The 17236-nt window shown below is 57.0% G+C and carries 15 protein-coding genes; 4 read left to right on the forward strand and 11 right to left on the reverse strand.

What is annotated here, in order from left to right; all coding sequences use genetic code 11:
- Window positions 1-280: 280 nt before the first annotated feature.
- The 8 genes from WKK33_RS03705 to WKK33_RS03740 form a co-directional block, all read right to left on the reverse strand.
- Window positions 281-1432: an MFS transporter gene (locus WKK33_RS03705; RefSeq protein WP_337932542.1), complete on the reverse strand. Its 1152-nt coding sequence runs from the start codon at window positions 1430-1432 to the stop codon at window positions 281-283.
- A 243-nt stretch (window positions 1433-1675) separates the two neighbouring features.
- Entirely contained in the window at window positions 1676-2230 is a 555-nt protein-coding gene (gene yfcE, locus WKK33_RS03710) for a phosphodiesterase (protein WP_337932543.1), read from the reverse strand.
- On the reverse strand, window positions 2227-2946 hold the full coding sequence (locus WKK33_RS03715; RefSeq protein ID WP_337569795.1) for a sigma-70 family RNA polymerase sigma factor: 720 nt from the start codon (window positions 2944-2946) through the stop codon (window positions 2227-2229). The genes yfcE and WKK33_RS03715 overlap by 4 nt, the downstream gene beginning before the upstream one ends.
- A 33-nt stretch (window positions 2947-2979) precedes the next feature.
- Entirely contained in the window at window positions 2980-3177 is a 198-nt protein-coding gene (locus tag WKK33_RS03720; RefSeq protein ID WP_337468307.1) for a hypothetical protein, read from the reverse strand.
- Between the two features lie 105 nt (window positions 3178-3282).
- Window positions 3283-3870, reverse strand: a complete 588-nt coding sequence (locus WKK33_RS03725; protein WP_337932544.1) for a hypothetical protein — start codon at window positions 3868-3870, stop codon at window positions 3283-3285.
- A 374-nt stretch (window positions 3871-4244) separates the two neighbouring features.
- Entirely contained in the window at window positions 4245-5285 is a 1041-nt protein-coding gene (locus WKK33_RS03730; protein ID WP_337932545.1) for a beta-eliminating lyase-related protein, read from the reverse strand.
- Between the two features lie 62 nt (window positions 5286-5347).
- Window positions 5348-6388 (reverse strand): type I phosphomannose isomerase catalytic subunit, encoded by a 1041-nt coding sequence (locus WKK33_RS03735; RefSeq protein ID WP_337932551.1) that lies wholly within the window; start codon window positions 6386-6388, stop codon window positions 5348-5350.
- Between the two features lie 485 nt (window positions 6389-6873).
- Window positions 6874-7614: a peptidylprolyl isomerase gene (locus WKK33_RS03740; protein WP_337932546.1), complete on the reverse strand. Its 741-nt coding sequence runs from the start codon at window positions 7612-7614 to the stop codon at window positions 6874-6876.
- 861 nt (window positions 7615-8475) lie between these two features.
- Here WKK33_RS03740 and WKK33_RS03745 point away from each other — a divergent pair.
- From WKK33_RS03745 to WKK33_RS03760, 4 genes are all read left to right on the forward strand, one after another.
- Window positions 8476-8775 (forward strand): LysO family transporter, encoded by a 300-nt coding sequence (locus WKK33_RS03745; RefSeq protein ID WP_287768080.1) that lies wholly within the window; start codon window positions 8476-8478, stop codon window positions 8773-8775.
- Window positions 8772-9374, forward strand: a complete 603-nt coding sequence (locus WKK33_RS03750; RefSeq protein WP_337932547.1) for a lysine exporter LysO family protein — start codon at window positions 8772-8774, stop codon at window positions 9372-9374. Before WKK33_RS03745 ends, WKK33_RS03750 begins: the two co-directional genes overlap by 4 nt.
- A 190-nt stretch (window positions 9375-9564) precedes the next feature.
- Window positions 9565-12582 (forward strand): glycoside hydrolase family 2 TIM barrel-domain containing protein, encoded by a 3018-nt coding sequence (locus WKK33_RS03755; protein ID WP_337932552.1) that lies wholly within the window; start codon window positions 9565-9567, stop codon window positions 12580-12582.
- A gap of 55 nt (window positions 12583-12637) precedes the next feature.
- Entirely contained in the window at window positions 12638-14521 is a 1884-nt protein-coding gene (locus WKK33_RS03760; RefSeq protein WP_337932548.1) for a glycoside hydrolase, read from the forward strand.
- Between the two features lie 375 nt (window positions 14522-14896).
- Here WKK33_RS03760 and WKK33_RS03765 read toward each other — a convergent pair whose 3' ends face one another.
- From WKK33_RS03765 to WKK33_RS03775, 3 genes are all read right to left on the reverse strand, one after another.
- A complete protein-coding gene (locus tag WKK33_RS03765; protein WP_215758845.1) occupies window positions 14897-15445 on the reverse strand; it encodes a DUF3332 domain-containing protein in 549 nt (182 codons plus the stop codon).
- Between the two features lie 208 nt (window positions 15446-15653).
- Window positions 15654-16868 carry a hypothetical protein gene (locus tag WKK33_RS03770; RefSeq protein WP_337932549.1) on the reverse strand — a complete coding sequence of 405 codons (1215 nt, stop codon included), beginning with the start codon at window positions 16866-16868 and terminating at the stop codon, window positions 15654-15656.
- A 43-nt stretch (window positions 16869-16911) separates the two neighbouring features.
- On the reverse strand, window positions 16912-17136 hold the full coding sequence (locus WKK33_RS03775) for a hypothetical protein (protein ID WP_337932550.1): 225 nt from the start codon (window positions 17134-17136) through the stop codon (window positions 16912-16914).
- Between the last annotated feature and the right edge of the window lie 100 nt (window positions 17137-17236).

Here is a 17236-nt window from a genome sequence, read left to right on the forward strand (position 1 = left end):
TTAAATATCAAATATATAACTATAGTTAAGCGATTAATATCGCATCACTAGTAGTTGCAAATATATAACAAAAACAACAAAACAAACAGGATATTTCTTACAAAAAACGGCCAAAATCTTACATTTTGGCCGTTTTGTTGTAACATTCGATGTAACATTTTCGCAAAATCGCCCATTTCGTGTAACAATTATCAAAATGTGACACGTTTACGGGGCATCCGTCATGTGTCAGGGCAAAGCTTGGAACAGACGGATGGTTACGGGCGGAATGGGCGTCTGCCTACTCGTAGCGACGATGGAACGCGAGGAGCAGCAGGAAGCCAATGGCCACGAAGGGCATGCCCACCATGGCGGGCCAGGCGTAGCCCATGCCCCAGCTGATGGGCAGTCCGCCAAGGAACGCGCCCGCCGCATTTCCGAAATTAAAGGCTATTTGGATACAGCAACCGCCAAGCATCTCGCCGCCTTTCGAGTGTTCGATGATGAGCAACTGCTCGGGTGTGCCCATGCCGAAGAGGCATCCGCAGCACACAAACATCAGGGCCAGATGCACCAGGCCCCACTCCACCGTGAAGAACACGGCCAACAGGGCCAGTCCGGCCACGCCCTGGAGCACCATGGCCGTGAGGCCGGCCTTGTACTTATCCGACATCCAACCGCTCAAGAGGTTGCCTATGACCATGCCCAAGCCGGCCACGGCCATGTAGAGCGGCAGCAGCGAGGCCGACAATCCGCCCTCGTCGACCAGCGCCGGCGATATGTAACTGTACCAAGCCAGGATGCCTCCGTTGCCAAACATCGTGGCAAGGATAATGAGCCACGGGTCGAGATGGCGCAGAAAGCGGAACTGTCCCTTGTAGCCCGAGCCGGGAAGGGGGTCGAGGTTGGGCACGAATCGGGCCACCAGCAACAAATCAACCAAACTGCCCACCGCGATCACCGCGAAGGCCAGTCGCCACGAGAGGGCACCCGAGAGCAGCGTGGCCACGGGATTTCCCAAAAGGTTGGCAAACGTCATTCCGGCGCACATGATAGCCACGGCACGCGTCTTGTGGCTCTCATCGGCCAACCGATACGCCACAATGGTTCCCACGCCATAATAGGCGCCATGGGGCAAGCCGCTGATGAAGCGGGCCGCCAACAGCCACACATAGCTCTGCGCCGTGACCGAGAGCAGCGCGCCTATGAAGACAAGCGACACCAAGCCCAGGAGGATGTGTTTGGGGCGCAACTTATGAAGGACTATGAGAAACGTGGCTCCTACGCAAACGCCCAGGGCGTAGATGGAGATGGCGTGTCCCGCCATGGGAATGGAGATGTTCAGGTCGCGGGCCAAATCGGGCAAGATTCCCTCAATAACAAATTCGGCCATACCCAGCAAGAATGTTCCTACGGCAAGCACCAACAGGCTGCCCAATCCTTTTACCAGCATTTAAGTAGTGTTGTTATGTGTGTGTTACGAAGGTGGCGGCTACCTGCCCCACCGCTATCCTAAAAGCGGGTGCAAAGTTACAAATTTTCCTTCAATCGCAACACGCCATCACCCCACAAAAAGACGAAGGGCGCATCTACATGACATGAACCATGAGGATGCGCCTTTCGTAGGGCGGAACGATATGCGATGGTGGCGCGGCAACGTGTTGGAGCGCGCGTCGTAGGATCGTTTTGCGGGTCTCTATCGCTTGGGCAACGCGTGTGTGGCCACGGGTTGCAGCGTATCGAAGTTGTAGAGGGTGATGGCGCCATCGGCCATGATGCCCAGCGTGGGTGGGTTGCCGCCCTTGGGGAAGGTGATGGAACCCGTGTTGCAAACGAGGCAATGGGCGTCGTTCTCGGTCAACTCCCAGAGGTGGGTGTGACCGTAAACCACGGCGTCGAAGCGTCCGGGCGGCAGGTTCTCCTTATTATATACGTGGCCATGGGTGAGCAATATGCGGCGCCCCTCATCCACAAGCACCGTGTAAGTGCCAAGGATGGGGAAATGGAGCAGCATCTGGTCGACCTCCGAATCGCAGTTGCCGCGAACGGCCACGATGTCGTCGGCCATGGCGTTGAGCAGATTGGCTATGCCGGGTGCGTCGAGACCCTCGGGCACTCCGTTGCGCGGGCCATAATTGAGGATGTCGCCCATGAGCAGCAACATGTCGCAACGCTGGGCTTTGTAGAACTCCAAGGCACGGCGCAGGCAGGGCAGCGAGCCGTGGATATCGGAAAGAAGCATGTATCTCATCGTGCCAAATAATTAAGCAGGTCCTTGTTGCTGGTCATGCGGCGCAGGCGACGCAACGCCTTGTCGCGTATCTGGCGCACCCGCTCTCGCTTGAGCCCCATCTTCTCACCGGTCTCTGCCATGTTGAGCTGGGGCGTGTCGATGCCATAAAGGCAGGCGGCCACCTGACGCTCGCGCTCATCGAGGCGGGTCACAAGGTGCGCCAACTCCTCGATGATGGCTTGCTCCTCCATCTGCCTACTGGGGTCGATGGCGTGCGGATTGGCCACCACGCGGCCTAAGCTCAGGTCCTGGGTGCCGCCCACGGGAGCGTCGATCGACAGCGGATGGCTGCGGCGCTTCTCCGCCTTCACGTCGCCCTCGCGGGGCACGCGGTAAAGACCGGTCTGCTGCTCGATGGCTTGTTGCATGGCATCGCGGATGTAGGGCGCCGCGAAAGTAACGAAACGCTTGCCGCGACTGCCGTCGAACCTTGCGGCGGCGCGCATCATGCCAATGTTTCCCTCGCTGATAAGGTCCTCCACGGGAAGGCCACTCCCTGCGTATTGGTGGGCCAACGACACCACGTAAGTGAGGTTGGCGGTGGTGAGGTCGGCCAATGCCTGCTGGTCGCCTTGCTGGATACGTTCAGCCAACTGTCGCTCCTCGGCGTCGGTGAGGAGTCGCTCTTGCTTGATCTCGTTGAGATAGGCGTCTATCGATTTCTTTTCATTCATGGTGATGCAGTCGTTTAAGGGGATGAAAGGCTATTATATTCCTGCGTCGAGCAGCATGTCGGCCACCTCCTCGGGGGTGTTGTAGTCCATGCCGAAGGCCAACTCTTCGTCGGTAAACTCTTGGGCGAGCACGGCAGCCTCCTCGTCGCTGATGCGCCGGCGACCATCGTCGTCGACCGCGCTGAGCAAGGCTTTCAATACTAAGTTGCGGTATTCGGTTACGTTTTGCATATCGCTATGTGTTGTTTGGGATGGTTTATCAAGGGATGGGGTGTGGCTTACGGAAGGTTTAACGATGGCTCGTTGTGGAACGGAAGGTGCCGCAGGGCGCAAGCGTTAGTCGCTGATGGCCCTGAGCAAGCTGATGAGCGACCGCGGATTGGACCACGAGAAGCCGGGCATGGCGACCGCCACCTTGTAGGCTTGGCGCTTGTTGCGTGGCAAGGCATGGTCGATGTAACGCTCGTGAACCTTCACCCATTTGCCTCGGTAACGGAAGTAATACACGTCGGTGTAGGGCAACTCGAGGTCTTCCTCGTTGGCCATGAGGGCCGTAGAACTAAGCATCAGCGAATTGACCTGCATGTCGGTCATGTTCCTACTGTTCAGAATCTGCTGCCTAAGCGACACCATGTCGATGTAAGTGGCTTTGTAAAGGGCGTTGTCGCCCACCGTGTCGACGCGCCAGAAGAGCAGGGTGTCGATGCGCTCATAGTGGCGATCGTCGAAGTCGACGCTCTTCACCGTAGCCCGGTTGGCCTCCATAATGCGGCCTTGCGGGTTGCGATAGACCAGCACACTGCCCTTGAGCAGCACGTTGGCCTGCGCCGCCTTGACCACCTTACCACTGGTGAGCGTCACCAAGGCGGGGCGGAAGTTGGCATAAGCCATGGTGCGCCGTTGTAGCGTATCGGCTTGTGCCATGGCGCTTGTGGCGCATATCCAGGTGGCAACTATCAGGACCCATCGGGTTAGAACATTCATCTTCTTGTATTTCGTTTTATCAAAGATACTGCTTTCGCCCCATAAAGGGAAGACCCCAGCCATTATTTTAACGCATATTAACCGTCCCGCCACGCTGCGATCGGTTGACCAACGCCTCATCCAAGCGGACCGTTGGTTTTAGATACGGGCCTCTCCGGCCTTAGACGAGCACCCTGAAGAGCTTAGGAAAGCACTCGGCTGGTCTTAGACGAGCACGCTAATGAGCTTAGGAAAGCACTCGGCTGGTCTTAGACGAGCACCCTAAAGGAGGGCGCAACGAATGGTCCACGCCATGCGTTCTCAGCCTTGCGGCTTCACCCCACCACCTCTGTGAGGGCTTGGTTGAGCTGCAGGATGTCGTCGTCGGTGGTGGCCCAACTGGTTACGAAGCGACACAAGAGGTTGCCGTCGGGACGGGCACACCACACCTCGAAGGCGATGCGCTGCATGAGTTGTTCCTTCTGCGCAACGCTGAGGATGACGAATTGCTGGTTGGTCGGACTGTCGACGCCCATGCTCAGGCCATGGTTGAGGAAGCATTGGCGCACCTCATAAGCCTTCTCGATGGCGTGGCGAGCCACCCGAAGATACAGGTTGTCGGTGAACAAGGTGTCGAACTGCAGGCCGAGCATGCGCCCCTTGGCCAACAATGCGCCATGGCGCTTAATGATGGTGAACATGTATCGGGGCGCCTTCATGTTGGTAAACACCACAGCTTCGCCAAACATGGCACCCACCTTGGTGCCGCCAATATAGAACACATCGCAATGGCGGGCCAGGAAAGGCAGGTCGATGTCGGCGCCATCGGCCATCAGTCCGTAGCCCAAACGTGCCCCATCAACGTAGAGCTTCAGTGAGAAGCGGCGACAAACCGTATAGATCGCCTCCAGTTCGGAGCGCGAATAGAGCGCCCCCAACTCCGTGGGCAACGTGATGTAAACCATGCCCGGCTGCACCATGTGCGGGTAAGTTTCGTCGGCCAAGAAGGTGGTCATGTATTGGTCGATAGCCTCCGCGGTTAGCTTTCCGTTGGTATCGGGCAGGGTGATGACCTTATGGCCGAAAGCCTCGACGGCGCCCGACTCATGCACGAAGATGTGGCCGTTCTGCGCCGCGATAACTCCCTCGCACCCTTGGAGCACCGAATCGATCACCGTGGTGTTGGTTTGCGTGCCACCCACGAGGAAGAACACCTCGGCGTGGGGCATGTCGATGGCCTCGCAAATGCGCTTCTTGGCGCTCAAGCAATGCTTGTCGAAGCCGTAACCGCTGGCCTTCTCATCGTTGGTTTGTATGAGGCGCTGCAATATTTCGGGCAGCATGCCGTTGTTATAGTCGCTCTCAAACGAAGTCATTTCTATTGTTTTTGAATGTGGAACGTGGGTGAAGGATGATTGGTCTAATGATCGATTTGGGATTATTTGCTGGTGAGGTGCAGGAAGCGCGTGATGCGATGGCCGAGGCTCCGATCCTTATTGTCGATGAAAGCGTCGAGCACCAAACTCTTCGACGACAAGGGAATGAGGTCGTAGTCGGCAATGGCGGCAGGAATCAAGCAACTGTTTCCTTCCTTCAGCAACAGCTCATCGCCGGTGGATCGCACAAGGATGCGAGTGTCGCCCTTGATGCTCATGGTGATGATGAAGCTGTCGTACTTGAGCAGGTTGCGATGGAACGGCTGCGCAATGTCGTTGACACGAACGCTGAAATAAGGCGTATCGAGCACCGGGTTGGCACGATTCTCCTCACTCTGATAGGCCGTTTGATACTCGGCCTCCACATGGTAATCGACGGCCTCGGCAGCCAAGTCGACATGCAACTGGCGCGGCTTGCCATCCAAACCCGGGCGATTGTAATCGTAGATGCGGTAAGTGAGGTCGGACGACTGTTGGATCTCGGCCAGCAGAATGCCGCTACAAATGGCGTGAACACGGCCTGCCGGAAGGTAAAACACATCGCCAGCCTTCACCTCATGGCGCGCCAACACATCGGTGATGGTGCCATCCTCAATGCGTTTCTTAAACTCATAGTTGGTGATCTGCGTCTTGAAGCCCGCATATAAGTAACTGCCCGGCTCGGCATCGATGACATACCACATCTCGCTCTTGCCCATCTTGCCATGCACCCGGCGAGCCATCTCGTCGTTGGGATGCACCTGAATGCTCAGGTCGCGCTTGGCATCGATGAACTTAGCCAACAACGGGAGCTCATGATACTTGTCGTACACCGACTTTCCCAAGATGTCCTCGGGTGCTTGCGCGATAACCGACACAAGGTCTTGGCCCGCCCATTCGCCATTGGCCACAATGCTCTTGCTCGACGGCACGGCGCTCACCTCCCAACTCTCGCCTATCGGTTCGGTTGAAGCGGGTAGCCCCTTGTATGGACAAAGACGATTGCCGCCCCATACAACGGTATGGAGATTCGGCTGAAACAATAACGGATACAACTTCATAATATGTGCTTTTTCCTAATTTCTTATACAATCTTCCCCTCCGTTGAACGACCTGCCATCGGGTGTTTCGTGGGCGATCGTTGCACCCTTCATTCACGCAGATGAGCCGTTTTGCACACGACCGTCGGACCACTCGGCCCCAACGCTTAGGTCGTTCGCGCGCATCCAACAGGGAGGGGCCTATCGTTTAAACGACCTCAGATAGGTTATTATTATGCGGTTCGCCACCTTTTTCTTTCTCCCGGTAGTTGATGGGCGACAGGCCCACTTGTTACGTTGTAGGGCTTGCCATAGGCGGAGCCGTCGGTCACCAACGGGAATGGGGAAAGCCATGGGGGCGAAAGGCCGAAATGGTGGCTACTATGAGCACCGTCGTTGACCGAAAAGCGTGGTTCATCACCTCCCACGGATTGGTGGGGCAATGAGCCACGGTTTCAACAAGTTTTTTATGCGGATGCGTATTAGGCCAACGACCGACAGAGGGATGCTTACGCCTCCACGGTCATGGCGATGACCTCCACGTCGTCGCACGGGCGGTCGCCACGCAGCGTTTTCACGCCCTGGATCTTCTCCACCACGTCGAGCCCGTCGGTCACCTCACCAAACGCGGTGTACTGACCGTCGAGATGGGGTGTGCCGCCCACGGTGGTGTAGGCCTGGACCTGCTCCTCGGTGAAGCCGGCGGGATTGGCCTTGCAAATGTCCTCGGCCTCCTTCAGCAATTGCTCCTGCATGGCCTGCAGTCCGGCGCGGTCGCGGTTGCGACGCATGTTCATAATCTCTTCCTTGTGGTAGCTCACGAGGTCGTTGAACGTCACGGCCACTTGGTTCTGCTTCATCTGCTTCTCCATCTGCTTGAGCTGCGCAGGCTTGTAAACGCTTCCCCACACAATGTAGAACTGTCTGCCGCTCGACTCCCTGTTGGGGTTCACCTCATCGCCCAGTCGGGCCGCACACAGGGCGCCGCGCTTATGGAAGAGGTGGGGCTTAATCTCGGCCTGCAACGTGTAGTCGGGACCGCCCACACCGAGCTGCTTGCCTGCCGGCGCGCCCTTCGAGTCGGGGTCGCCGCCCTGAATCATGAAGTCGCGAATGACGCGATGGAACAGGGTGCCATTGTAATAACCCTCCGAAGCCAACTTCAGGAAGTTGTCGCGGTGAATGGGTGTGTCGTCGTAAAGGCGAACGGTAATGTCGCCCAAGGAAGTGGAAATCTTGATATTTGCCATGGTTTTGATATGCTTGTTTTCTATGATTAGAATGGGTGCCGCCCGCCTTTCCCCGGTTTTGTCGCCGAGGGAGAAAGCGGGAAGCCGTTGCAAAGATACCACTTTTTATCCAACCATCGGCCCAAAGCCGCAAGGATTCTGCCATCGACGATGGTGGTTAGAGGGAGGACGACCGTTGCGGGCGACACCCAATTATCGCAACAATCTACATATAAAACTACACATTTCTTTTCCACGATGGAAACATTTGGCCGAAATACGCCATTCTCGGCGATTTTATCCAACGGTCTGATATTCAACACGTTGTGTTCCAAACACTCTATTCCACACTCCAAATTCCACGTTTCTCGTTGCGGAACATGCCTTTTCGCAATGCCATCCCTTACCTTTCGTGGCACGATAGATGGTCTTTCGAGGCAGGGTTGGGCATGTTTCGCAACTCGAAAGATACCTAAAGGCAAATCGGTGTCTCCGATTTGGGCGTAAAATCGCATCAAAACGACGTTTCCGCTCGCTATTTCGCGTTAAAACGTCGCACAACTTTTTTACCAAAATATCCAACACTTCCTGACTTTCCGCCAGTTGTCCATCAGCCCCATTGCGCCACCCTGCCCCCTCCGCATGGCCCACGCCCCTGCCAAGGCCCAGCGGCACCCCCACAGCACAGGCAAGGAGCCTCGTAGCTCCGCCGCCCTCCGCCACCCTGTAATAATAGGTGGGGGCACATAGAAAAAGGAGGTACGAAAGTTTGGTTGGCTACAAAGAATTGCCTAACTTTGCGTCGCCTAAAGATTAGCCCTTTGAAAAGCAATCAGTTAACCCACAGTTGCCAACACACAACAAGAACACTATAAATAGACTATGCTTACAATCGTAATGATTATGATTTGCGGAATAGGTACCGGTTACCTGCTCCGCAATAAGAAGATGGGCGCCATCGGGCGCATCATCACCGCCCTGATATGGGTGCTGCTGTTCCTCCTCGGCATTGAGGTGGGCGGCAATCCGCGTATCGTCAACGGCCTGCAAACGCTGGGCCTCGAAGCCATAGCGCTCACCATCGGTGGGTGCGCCGGCAGTGTGCTCTTCGCCTGGGCATTGTGGCGCTACGTGAGCGCCAAGGAGGCCAAGGCCCACCACCAGGAAGGAGGCGAGGCATGAAAGGCAGCCTGATCATCGTAGGATTCTTCTTACTGGGCATCATCGTGGGTCTGTACCACATCATTCCGCAATCGTTCCTCGATAGCGACGTGAGCTATTACGCCCTCTGCTGCCTCATGTTCTGCGTGGGCATCAGCATCGGTTGCGACAGCACCATTCTCAAGAGCTTCAAGAAGGTGAACCCGCGCCTCATGCTGCTGCCCGTAATGACCATCCTGGGCACCCTGGCGGGATGCGCCGCCGTGTCGGTGCTGCTGGGCCATCGCCAGCTCACCGACTGCCTGGCCATCGGCTCTGGCTTCGGCTACTACTCGCTGTCGAGCATCTTCATCACCGAGTATCGTGGCGCCGAACTGGGCACCATCGCCCTGCTGGCCAATATCTGCCGCGAGATCCTAACCCTGCTGTGCGCTCCCCTGCTGGCCAAGTATTTCGGCAAGCTGGCGCCCATCAGCGTGGGAGGCGCCACCACCATGGACACCACGTTGCCCATCATCACACGCGCCTCGGGCGAGAAGTTTATCATCGTATCCATCTTCCACGGATGTTGCGTCGATTTCTCGGTGCCCTTCCTGGTGACGTTCTTCTGCTCGCTCTAACCACTCCCAACCACTACTAACGACAAAAACCTAACATCTATCATAACCTATGAGAAAATTACTCTGCTCATTCGTCGTGGGCCTCGGCCTCTGCTGCGCCCACACAGCGGTGGCCACGGCGGCCCAAGACCGTAAGCAGGCGCCGGCCTCCGACCCCTGGCAAGACGCCACCGTGACCCACATCAACCGCATGCCCATGACGGCCCACTACCTGCCCTTCACCACGGAGAGCGGCGCCTTGGCCCAACTGCGCATGGACGACGCCCAGCGCTTCCAACTGAACCCCCAGACGGAGCGCCGACGGTCGCTCAACGGGGTGTGGAAATTCAAACTGGTGAAGAGCCCTGGCTTGGCCCTCACCGATTTCTTCAAGACCTCCTACGATGTGAGCGGATGGCAAAACATACAGGTGCCGGGCAGTTGGGAACTGCAGGGGTTCGACGCGCCCATCTATACCGACGTTACCTATCCCTTCGAGGCCAACCCGCCATTGGTGCCACAGGATTACAATCCCGTGGGCCATTATGTGCATGAGTTTACCGTGCCCGAGGAGTGGAAGGGCATGGACGTCATCATGGACTTCGAGGGCGTGGAGTCGGCCTTCTATCTCTGGATCAACGGCAAGAGGGTGGGCTATAGCGAGGACAGTCGTCTGCCCGCCCATTTCAACATCTCACCCTATCTGAAGAAGGGCAAGAACCGCTTGGCCCTGAAGGTGTTCCGATTCAGCGACGGCAGTTACCTGGAGGACCAAGACTATTGGAAATACAGCGGCATCGAGCGCAGCGTGTTCATCCAGGCACGCCCGAAGAGCAGGCTGAACGATTATGTGTTGGGCAACGCGCTCATCAACCATTATAAGGACGGCAACTTCACGCTCGACGTGAGCATGATGCAGCCCCAAAAGGGACAGAAGGTGGAGGTGAAGGTGCTCACGGCCGCAGGCAAGGCGCTCTACGCCCAAAGCCAGGCCATCGCATCGGCCACCGACACGTTGCTCCATTTCGCCAATGTGATCAAGGGGGTGCAGCCCTGGAACGCCGAGCAGCCCTACCTCTACACGCTCGTCATCAACACCACCGACAAGAACGGACGGGTGCAGGAGAGCGTGGCGCAGCCCTTCGGGTTCCGCACCGTGGAGATGAAGAACGGATTGCTCATGGTGAACGGCGTGGCCCTCACCATCAAGGGCGTGAACCGACAGGAGCACAACGCCATCCACGGACGCACGCTCAACATCGACGAGATGGTGAAGGATGTGAAGATGATGAAGCAATTCAACATCAACGCCGTGCGCACCTCCCACTACCCCAACTACTCCGAGTGGTACCAGCTCTGCGACAAGTATGGCCTTTACATGGTGGGCGAGGCCAACATTGAGTGTCATGGCATCTTAGAAACCAAGTACAAGCAGCTTGCCGATCGCGACGACTGGTATCCCGCCTTCCACGACCGCATGTACCGCATGATCAAGCGCGACCGCAACCACACGGCCGTCATCATCTGGTCGATGGGCAACGAGAGTGGCTACGGCAAGAATTTCGAGAAGCTCTACGACCTCTCGAAGGCCATCGACCCCACACGCCCCGTGCAGTATGAGGGAGGTGGCTACAACGCCAAGTCGGACATCTATTGCCCGATGTACGCACGCATCTGGTCGTTGCAACGCCACGTCACACAGCGCGACGCCCGCCCCCTCATCCTCTGCGAGTATGCCCACGCCATGGGCAACAGCGAGGGCAACCTCAAGGATTATTGGGACCTTATCTACAAGCACGACCAGTTGCAGGGTGGATTCATCTGGGACTGGGTGGACCAAACATTCGCCAAGACCGACGACAAGGGCCATCGGTTCTGGGCCTACGGGGGCGACATGGGCTTCGTGGGTGTGGTGAACGACTCCAACTTCTGCGCCAACGGCCTGGTGGCGGCCGACCGATCGCTCCATCCCCATATCTGGGAGGTGAAGAAGGTGTATCAGAACATCGCCTTCGAGCCGGTGCCCTTCTCGGCCAACCGCATCAAGGTGACCAACCGGTTCGACTACACCACGCTCGACAACTACCAGCTTGCATGGGCTGTGGAGACCAATGGCGAAACGGTGGCCAGCGGCAATATGAATTTCCCCTCGCTCAAGCCTCACCAGAGCGGCGAGATGGTCATCCCCATGGGCCAGCTGCCCGCCACGGCCCACAACGAGTATTTCCTCACCCTGCGCGCCTCAACAAAGAAGGCCACGGGGGCCGTGCCGGCAGGTCACGAGGTGGCCATCGAGCAGGTGCTGTTGCCCGTGCAGGTGGACAAGGCCGATGTGGCGGTGCCCGGACAACTGCAAAAGGCCGAAACAGCCGACGAGATTGCCATCAATGGGCAGGACGCCAACTATAGCGTGACCTTCTCTAAGAAGACGGGCGAGATGACGTCGCTCAAATATGATGGGCAGGAGATGCTCATCGCCGGACTGCAACCCAACTTCTGGCGTGGCATCACCGACAACGATGTGGCCAACGGCACACAGGTGCGTTGCGGCACATGGCGTGAGGCGGCAAGCAAGATGGTGCTGAAGGGCATAGAGGACCTGACGCCCTCCAACAAGGACAAGGCCACCGTAGTGGCCACCTTCGACATGCCCGAGCAGCAGTCGGAGCTGCAAGTGACCTATGAGGCCATGGCCGACGGACGCATCCACGTGGACATGCACTTCACGCCGGGCAACAAGGCTTTGCCCGAGATGCCTCGCCTCGGCATGCGCATGATTCTCAAAGCCGACTACGACCAGATGACATGGTTGGGACGTGGACCGCAGGAGAACTACGCCGACCGCAAGAGCGGCTACCTCATCGGCAAGTACTCGGCCAGCGTGTGGGAGCAATACCATCCTTATGTGAGGGCGCAGGAAACGGCCAACAAGTGCGACGTGCGCTGGTTCACGCTCGCCTCGAAGGCCAACAAGGGCATCAAGGTGGTGGGCGACGAGCCGTTGAGCGTCAGCGCATGGAACTTTCCGCAGGCCGACCTGCTCTACGCACCGTCGATGCAGGAGCACCGCCACGGCGGATGTGTCGACAAGAAGCCCATGGTGTGGGTCAACATCGACCACAGGCAGATGGGTGTGGGTGGCGACAACACATGGGGAGCCATGGTGCATCCTGAGTACACCATCACGCCGCACGAGTGGAGCTACGGCTTCACCATCATGAAAAAATGATGCGGACGCAACCGTCGCAAATGCTACTTTCTTTCATCCTAAAAACGAAGAAGATATGGTAAGCCTTAAGAAAATGGCGCTGCTCACGCTGGGTTTCGCCATGCTGTCGACCGATGGCATGGCGCAGACCACGCGCCAAGAGTACAACGATATCATCAACATCCACCTTACGCCGGGCGCGCCACGCCGCCACAACGGATGTTTCACCGACATGGGATCATGGATGGGCTTCACCCTTCCGGAGCAAACCCAGCCCACCACGGGTTTCTGCGGCCCCTACAGCATCTACTACCGCCATTGGTACGCCCGCTCGCTGGTGGCGCTCCAAGGCGGCACCATGCAGGAGCGGAGCTATTGTCCGGGCGAGGTGCGCATGGCGCTCACACGGGATGGCGCCACCATCCAGGAGAGCCTGCAGTTTGTAGACGCCCGCACGGCGCTCCTCACCATCGACAATCCCTCCAAGCGACAGCTCGTTTTCGCGGCCGACAGCGTCAGCCGCAAGATGCAGCTTTCGGTGGAGAATGGCACGGTGCTCATTGCTTGCCACGGGGGCGAGCGCGTGATGCTCACGTTCCCCGAGCCGGTAAGGGTGGCCAAGGCGGGCCACAACTACGTGGCCACCGTGCCTGAGGGCATGGCCCATCTCACCGCCGCCATCAGCATCGTGACGCAAGACACGGAGGCGTCGGTGCAGCAGGTCCACACGGCGAGCCTACTGGCCAACCCCGAGGCGTCGCTCAAGGCCAACGAGGCGCGGTGGAACGGCTACCTGAGGAAGGTGATCCGACCCGACATGCCGGCCCAGTACAATAGGGTGGCGGCCAAGTCGATCGTCACATTGCTCTCCAACTGGCGCTCCAAGCGCGGAGCCCTCTTCCACGACGGCATCGTGCCCAGCCATGCGGTGAGCTATTTCGTGGGGTGCTGGGCTTGGGACTGCTGGCGTTTCTCGGCGGCCATGGCCTCGTTCTACCCCGAGCTGGCGAAGGACAACATACGCGTGATGTTCGACTATCAGCAGCCCGACGGCATGATCATCGATTGCATCTACCCCGACGCATCGGCCAACAACGAGCGCGACAGCAAGCCGCCATTGGCGGCGTGGGCGGTCAACGAGATCTACGAGCACACCCACGACACGGCCTTTGTGAGGGAGATGTACCCCAAGTTGCTGAAATACCACAAGTGGTGGTATGCCAAGCGCGACCACGACAAAAACCACATCTGCGAGTTTGGATCGGTAGACGGTACGCTGGTGGCAGCCGCATGGGAGAGCGGCATGGACAACGCTATACGCTTCGACGGAACGAAGATGCTGCAAAATGGACCCGACGCATGGAGCACCGACCAGGAGAGCGTGGACCTCAACGCCTATCTGTCGCTCGAATACACGCTGCTCAAGAAGTTTGCCGCTTTGCTCGACGAGCCGTTCCTCTTGCCCGACTATCGCTCCATGGTGGCCGACTATTTCTTCGACAAGAAAGATGGGTTCTTCTACGACCGCCGCATGAACGCCACACGCGACTTTGTGCGCGAGGCGGGATGTGAGGGCTACATACCGTTCTGGGCCAACATCGCCACGAAGGAGCAGTTTGCCAAGGCGCGCAAACTGCTCGACAACAAGAAGAAGTTCTCCACCTACATTCCCTTCCCCACCATCGCGGCCGACAACCCAAAGTATGACCCGAAGGGCTATTGGCGCGGACCCATCTGGCTCGACCAGACCTACTATGGCATCAAGGGCTACCGCAACTATGGCGAGGGCAAGAAGGCCGACGCCTATACCGACCAGGTGTTCCGCAACATAGAGGGCCTCACCGAGGGCGCACCCATCTATGAGAACTACGACACCCACACGGGCAAGCCCATGCAAGCCTCCCATTTCAGCTGGAGCGCCGCATGCCTCCTCATGCTCTACAACGATTACGGCAAATGAGCGCCACCACTCCCATAGCGGCCGGCAACAAGCGTGACCCATGGGAGCCTACGCGCTAAGGCGAGCGGACAGCATCGCCCCCGCATAACCCCAACATCCCAAATCGTCATTAGATTTCAATTCTTGGTAGTGTTTGTTTCAAGCAGGTTGCGACAGTCGCGTTGAAGGCATAGCGGGCTATGTCGAAACGCGAATGGAAGCAAGATGCCGAAAGAAACGCTGACAAGAGTTGAAAAGAAACCATAACATCCTACTATTTCTCCTATTTCGGTCTAATGACCGATTGGGGATCATAAAAGCGCCGACGAGGACGGATCCTTGCCGGCGCTTTTATGATGTTATGATGCGCTAAGCGTAGTGCGACGCCACCACCTGTTATCGCGATGCGTAGTAAACGCCGCCTCCCACGGCCATGCGCACCTGCGTCAGGCCAGCCTGGTCGGGCGTAACGTTCATCTTGCGGCCATCGGGAAGCGTGGCCTGAATGGTGCCGTCCTCATTGAAGCGGAACAGCTCCTTCAGGGCGCCCTTGTCCTGATAGTTCCAACTCTTCTGCTTCTTATTGTAAACAAGATACGACACCTCGCCATCGGGAGCCGTAATCTCGTAACCGTTCTTCAGGGTCTTAATGGCATAGAGCTTGCCGTCTTGGCCCATCACCTCCTTGGTTTCGCCAACATGGGCCACCAGCTTCTCGCCTGTCCAAAACTCCACGGCGTTCAGCACAAACAGGTCGGCCATGCTGCAAATGGCGTAGGCCGGACTGATCACGATGAACACCAACTCGTTGATAAACTTACTGCTGCTCAAGCCCTTGTTCCAGTTAAGCACGCTGTTGGTAAGGCCAAAAGAGCCGATGCAAGAGCTTAGGGTCAAGCCGCACAAGGCCAAGGCAAGGATCGATTTCGTAGCAAACTTTCTCATATTCTTTCGTTTTTGAAGGTTATCTGCGTGTTATTGCTTGCAAATATATATCTTTTTCTCGTTCGGTCAAACATATTGCGCACAATTTCACATATTTTATGTACTTATCGCTCCACAGAGCCCATGGCGACCGCAACCACCAACCCTACGCCAACAAAAAGGGCAGGCCGAAGCCTACCCATATTTGCCAAATATCGAGACACCCCGCTTATCGCTTCATCACCTTCTTGCCGTCGACCACATAGATGCCCTTAGGAAGGTTGCTGAGGTCGTTGCCGTCGCTGAGCTTCACACCCGTCAGGCTGTAAACGCCCTTCTTGGCCGATGCCGTAGGCTGCTTGGCGATGGTGAGGTCGTCGATGCCCGTGCTCGTGTCGTAGTCTTGCTTGATGCTCACGTTCCAATGCTTGAGGTAGTAAGTGCGGCCATAGTCGTAAGCCTCGTTGCTCCATTGCAGATACTTGCCTGTGTTCTGCGTTGAGCCAAACGTATAATCGGCCCAAAGGTAAGAGGTTACATTCTCGCCCACATGGTTGGTCTGTGTGCGCAACTCCTCGGGACCAAACTTCTTCTCGCAGCCCTCGGCATTGGTTATCACAACCATGATGGGCGACTTAACCAGCAGCGGCTGGTCGGCAACAAGGTTCACCTCATAGAAATTGGGGCCGGTCTCGTGAAGCTTCACCGAGTCGGACACGAAGGTAGCCACAGGCTCTGTGCCCACCTTGCCGTCGGCATCGTAGGCAAACACCTTGGCAACAACGTCGCCCTTGGCCAACTTGCCGTCGGTCACCACTCCGGCATGGATGGCTCGGAGCAAGTAATCCTTCGCATAGCTGAAATACTCGGCCCATCCGCGAACCTTCACGTCCTTGTATCGCAAGCCCTCTTCGGCAAAGTGGGCGTTCAGCGTAGCCGTAGCCTCATCCCAGTTGAGGAAGACCTTCTTATCAAAGAACAATCCGTTGAGCTCTGCCTGATTGTAGTTGGCGGCATAATATTCATTGCCAGTCCTGTCTGCCAAGAAGCCATAGCCAAAGGCTATTCCACCACGCGTCATCGCATAGGTGTTGTAGCCACGACCGTCGACCACGTAAAGCGTTGGCGCCTCAACGAGCTCGTCTGAAGCTCCCCGCATGATCACCAGGTTTTCATTATCGAGCTCGTCCACGCCATACTCAGATGCCATCCAGGCGTAATCGCCATAGAAATCCTCCTCAAGCTTGGCCTTGAACGTAAGGTTCACACCTGCGGGAGCAAGGGCGATGTCGCTCCCGGGCTGTTCGCCCTTCATGTCGACACCCAGGAAGAACACGCCATCGGGGGCAGGATAATAAGCCATGGGCTTGTTCTCGTCGTAGTCTTGCGCAAAACCTGCGACCGCCACCAAACTCAATAATGCTGCAGTAAACAACTTCTTCATATTTCTCTTACTTTAATAATGAATACTCTATAATCCAATCAGCTTACTTCACAACCTTGCGGCCATCAATGACATAGATGCCATAGGGCAGGCTTGCGGCCGACTGGCTTTCGCCCACACACTGTCCGGAGAGGTTGTAGACCTTACCCGTGGCTTGCTTCGCGGCCTGCACCTCGCCAATGCCCGTCGAGGGCTTGGTGTACGACTTGCGGAGGCCAATCATAAAATTGTTGAGATAACCTGTGGTCTTGCCGTTGTCGTCGGCCATCTCCACACCCGAGAAGTCGAGAAATTGTCGTTCGACCTTTGAATTCCCAATTAGTACTGATGCGATAAAATCGCATAGTTATTAAAATTCATCAAATAAA

Source organism: Hallella sp., from assembly GCF_037460745.1.
Classification (GTDB): domain Bacteria; phylum Bacteroidota; class Bacteroidia; order Bacteroidales; family Bacteroidaceae; genus Prevotella; species Prevotella faecis.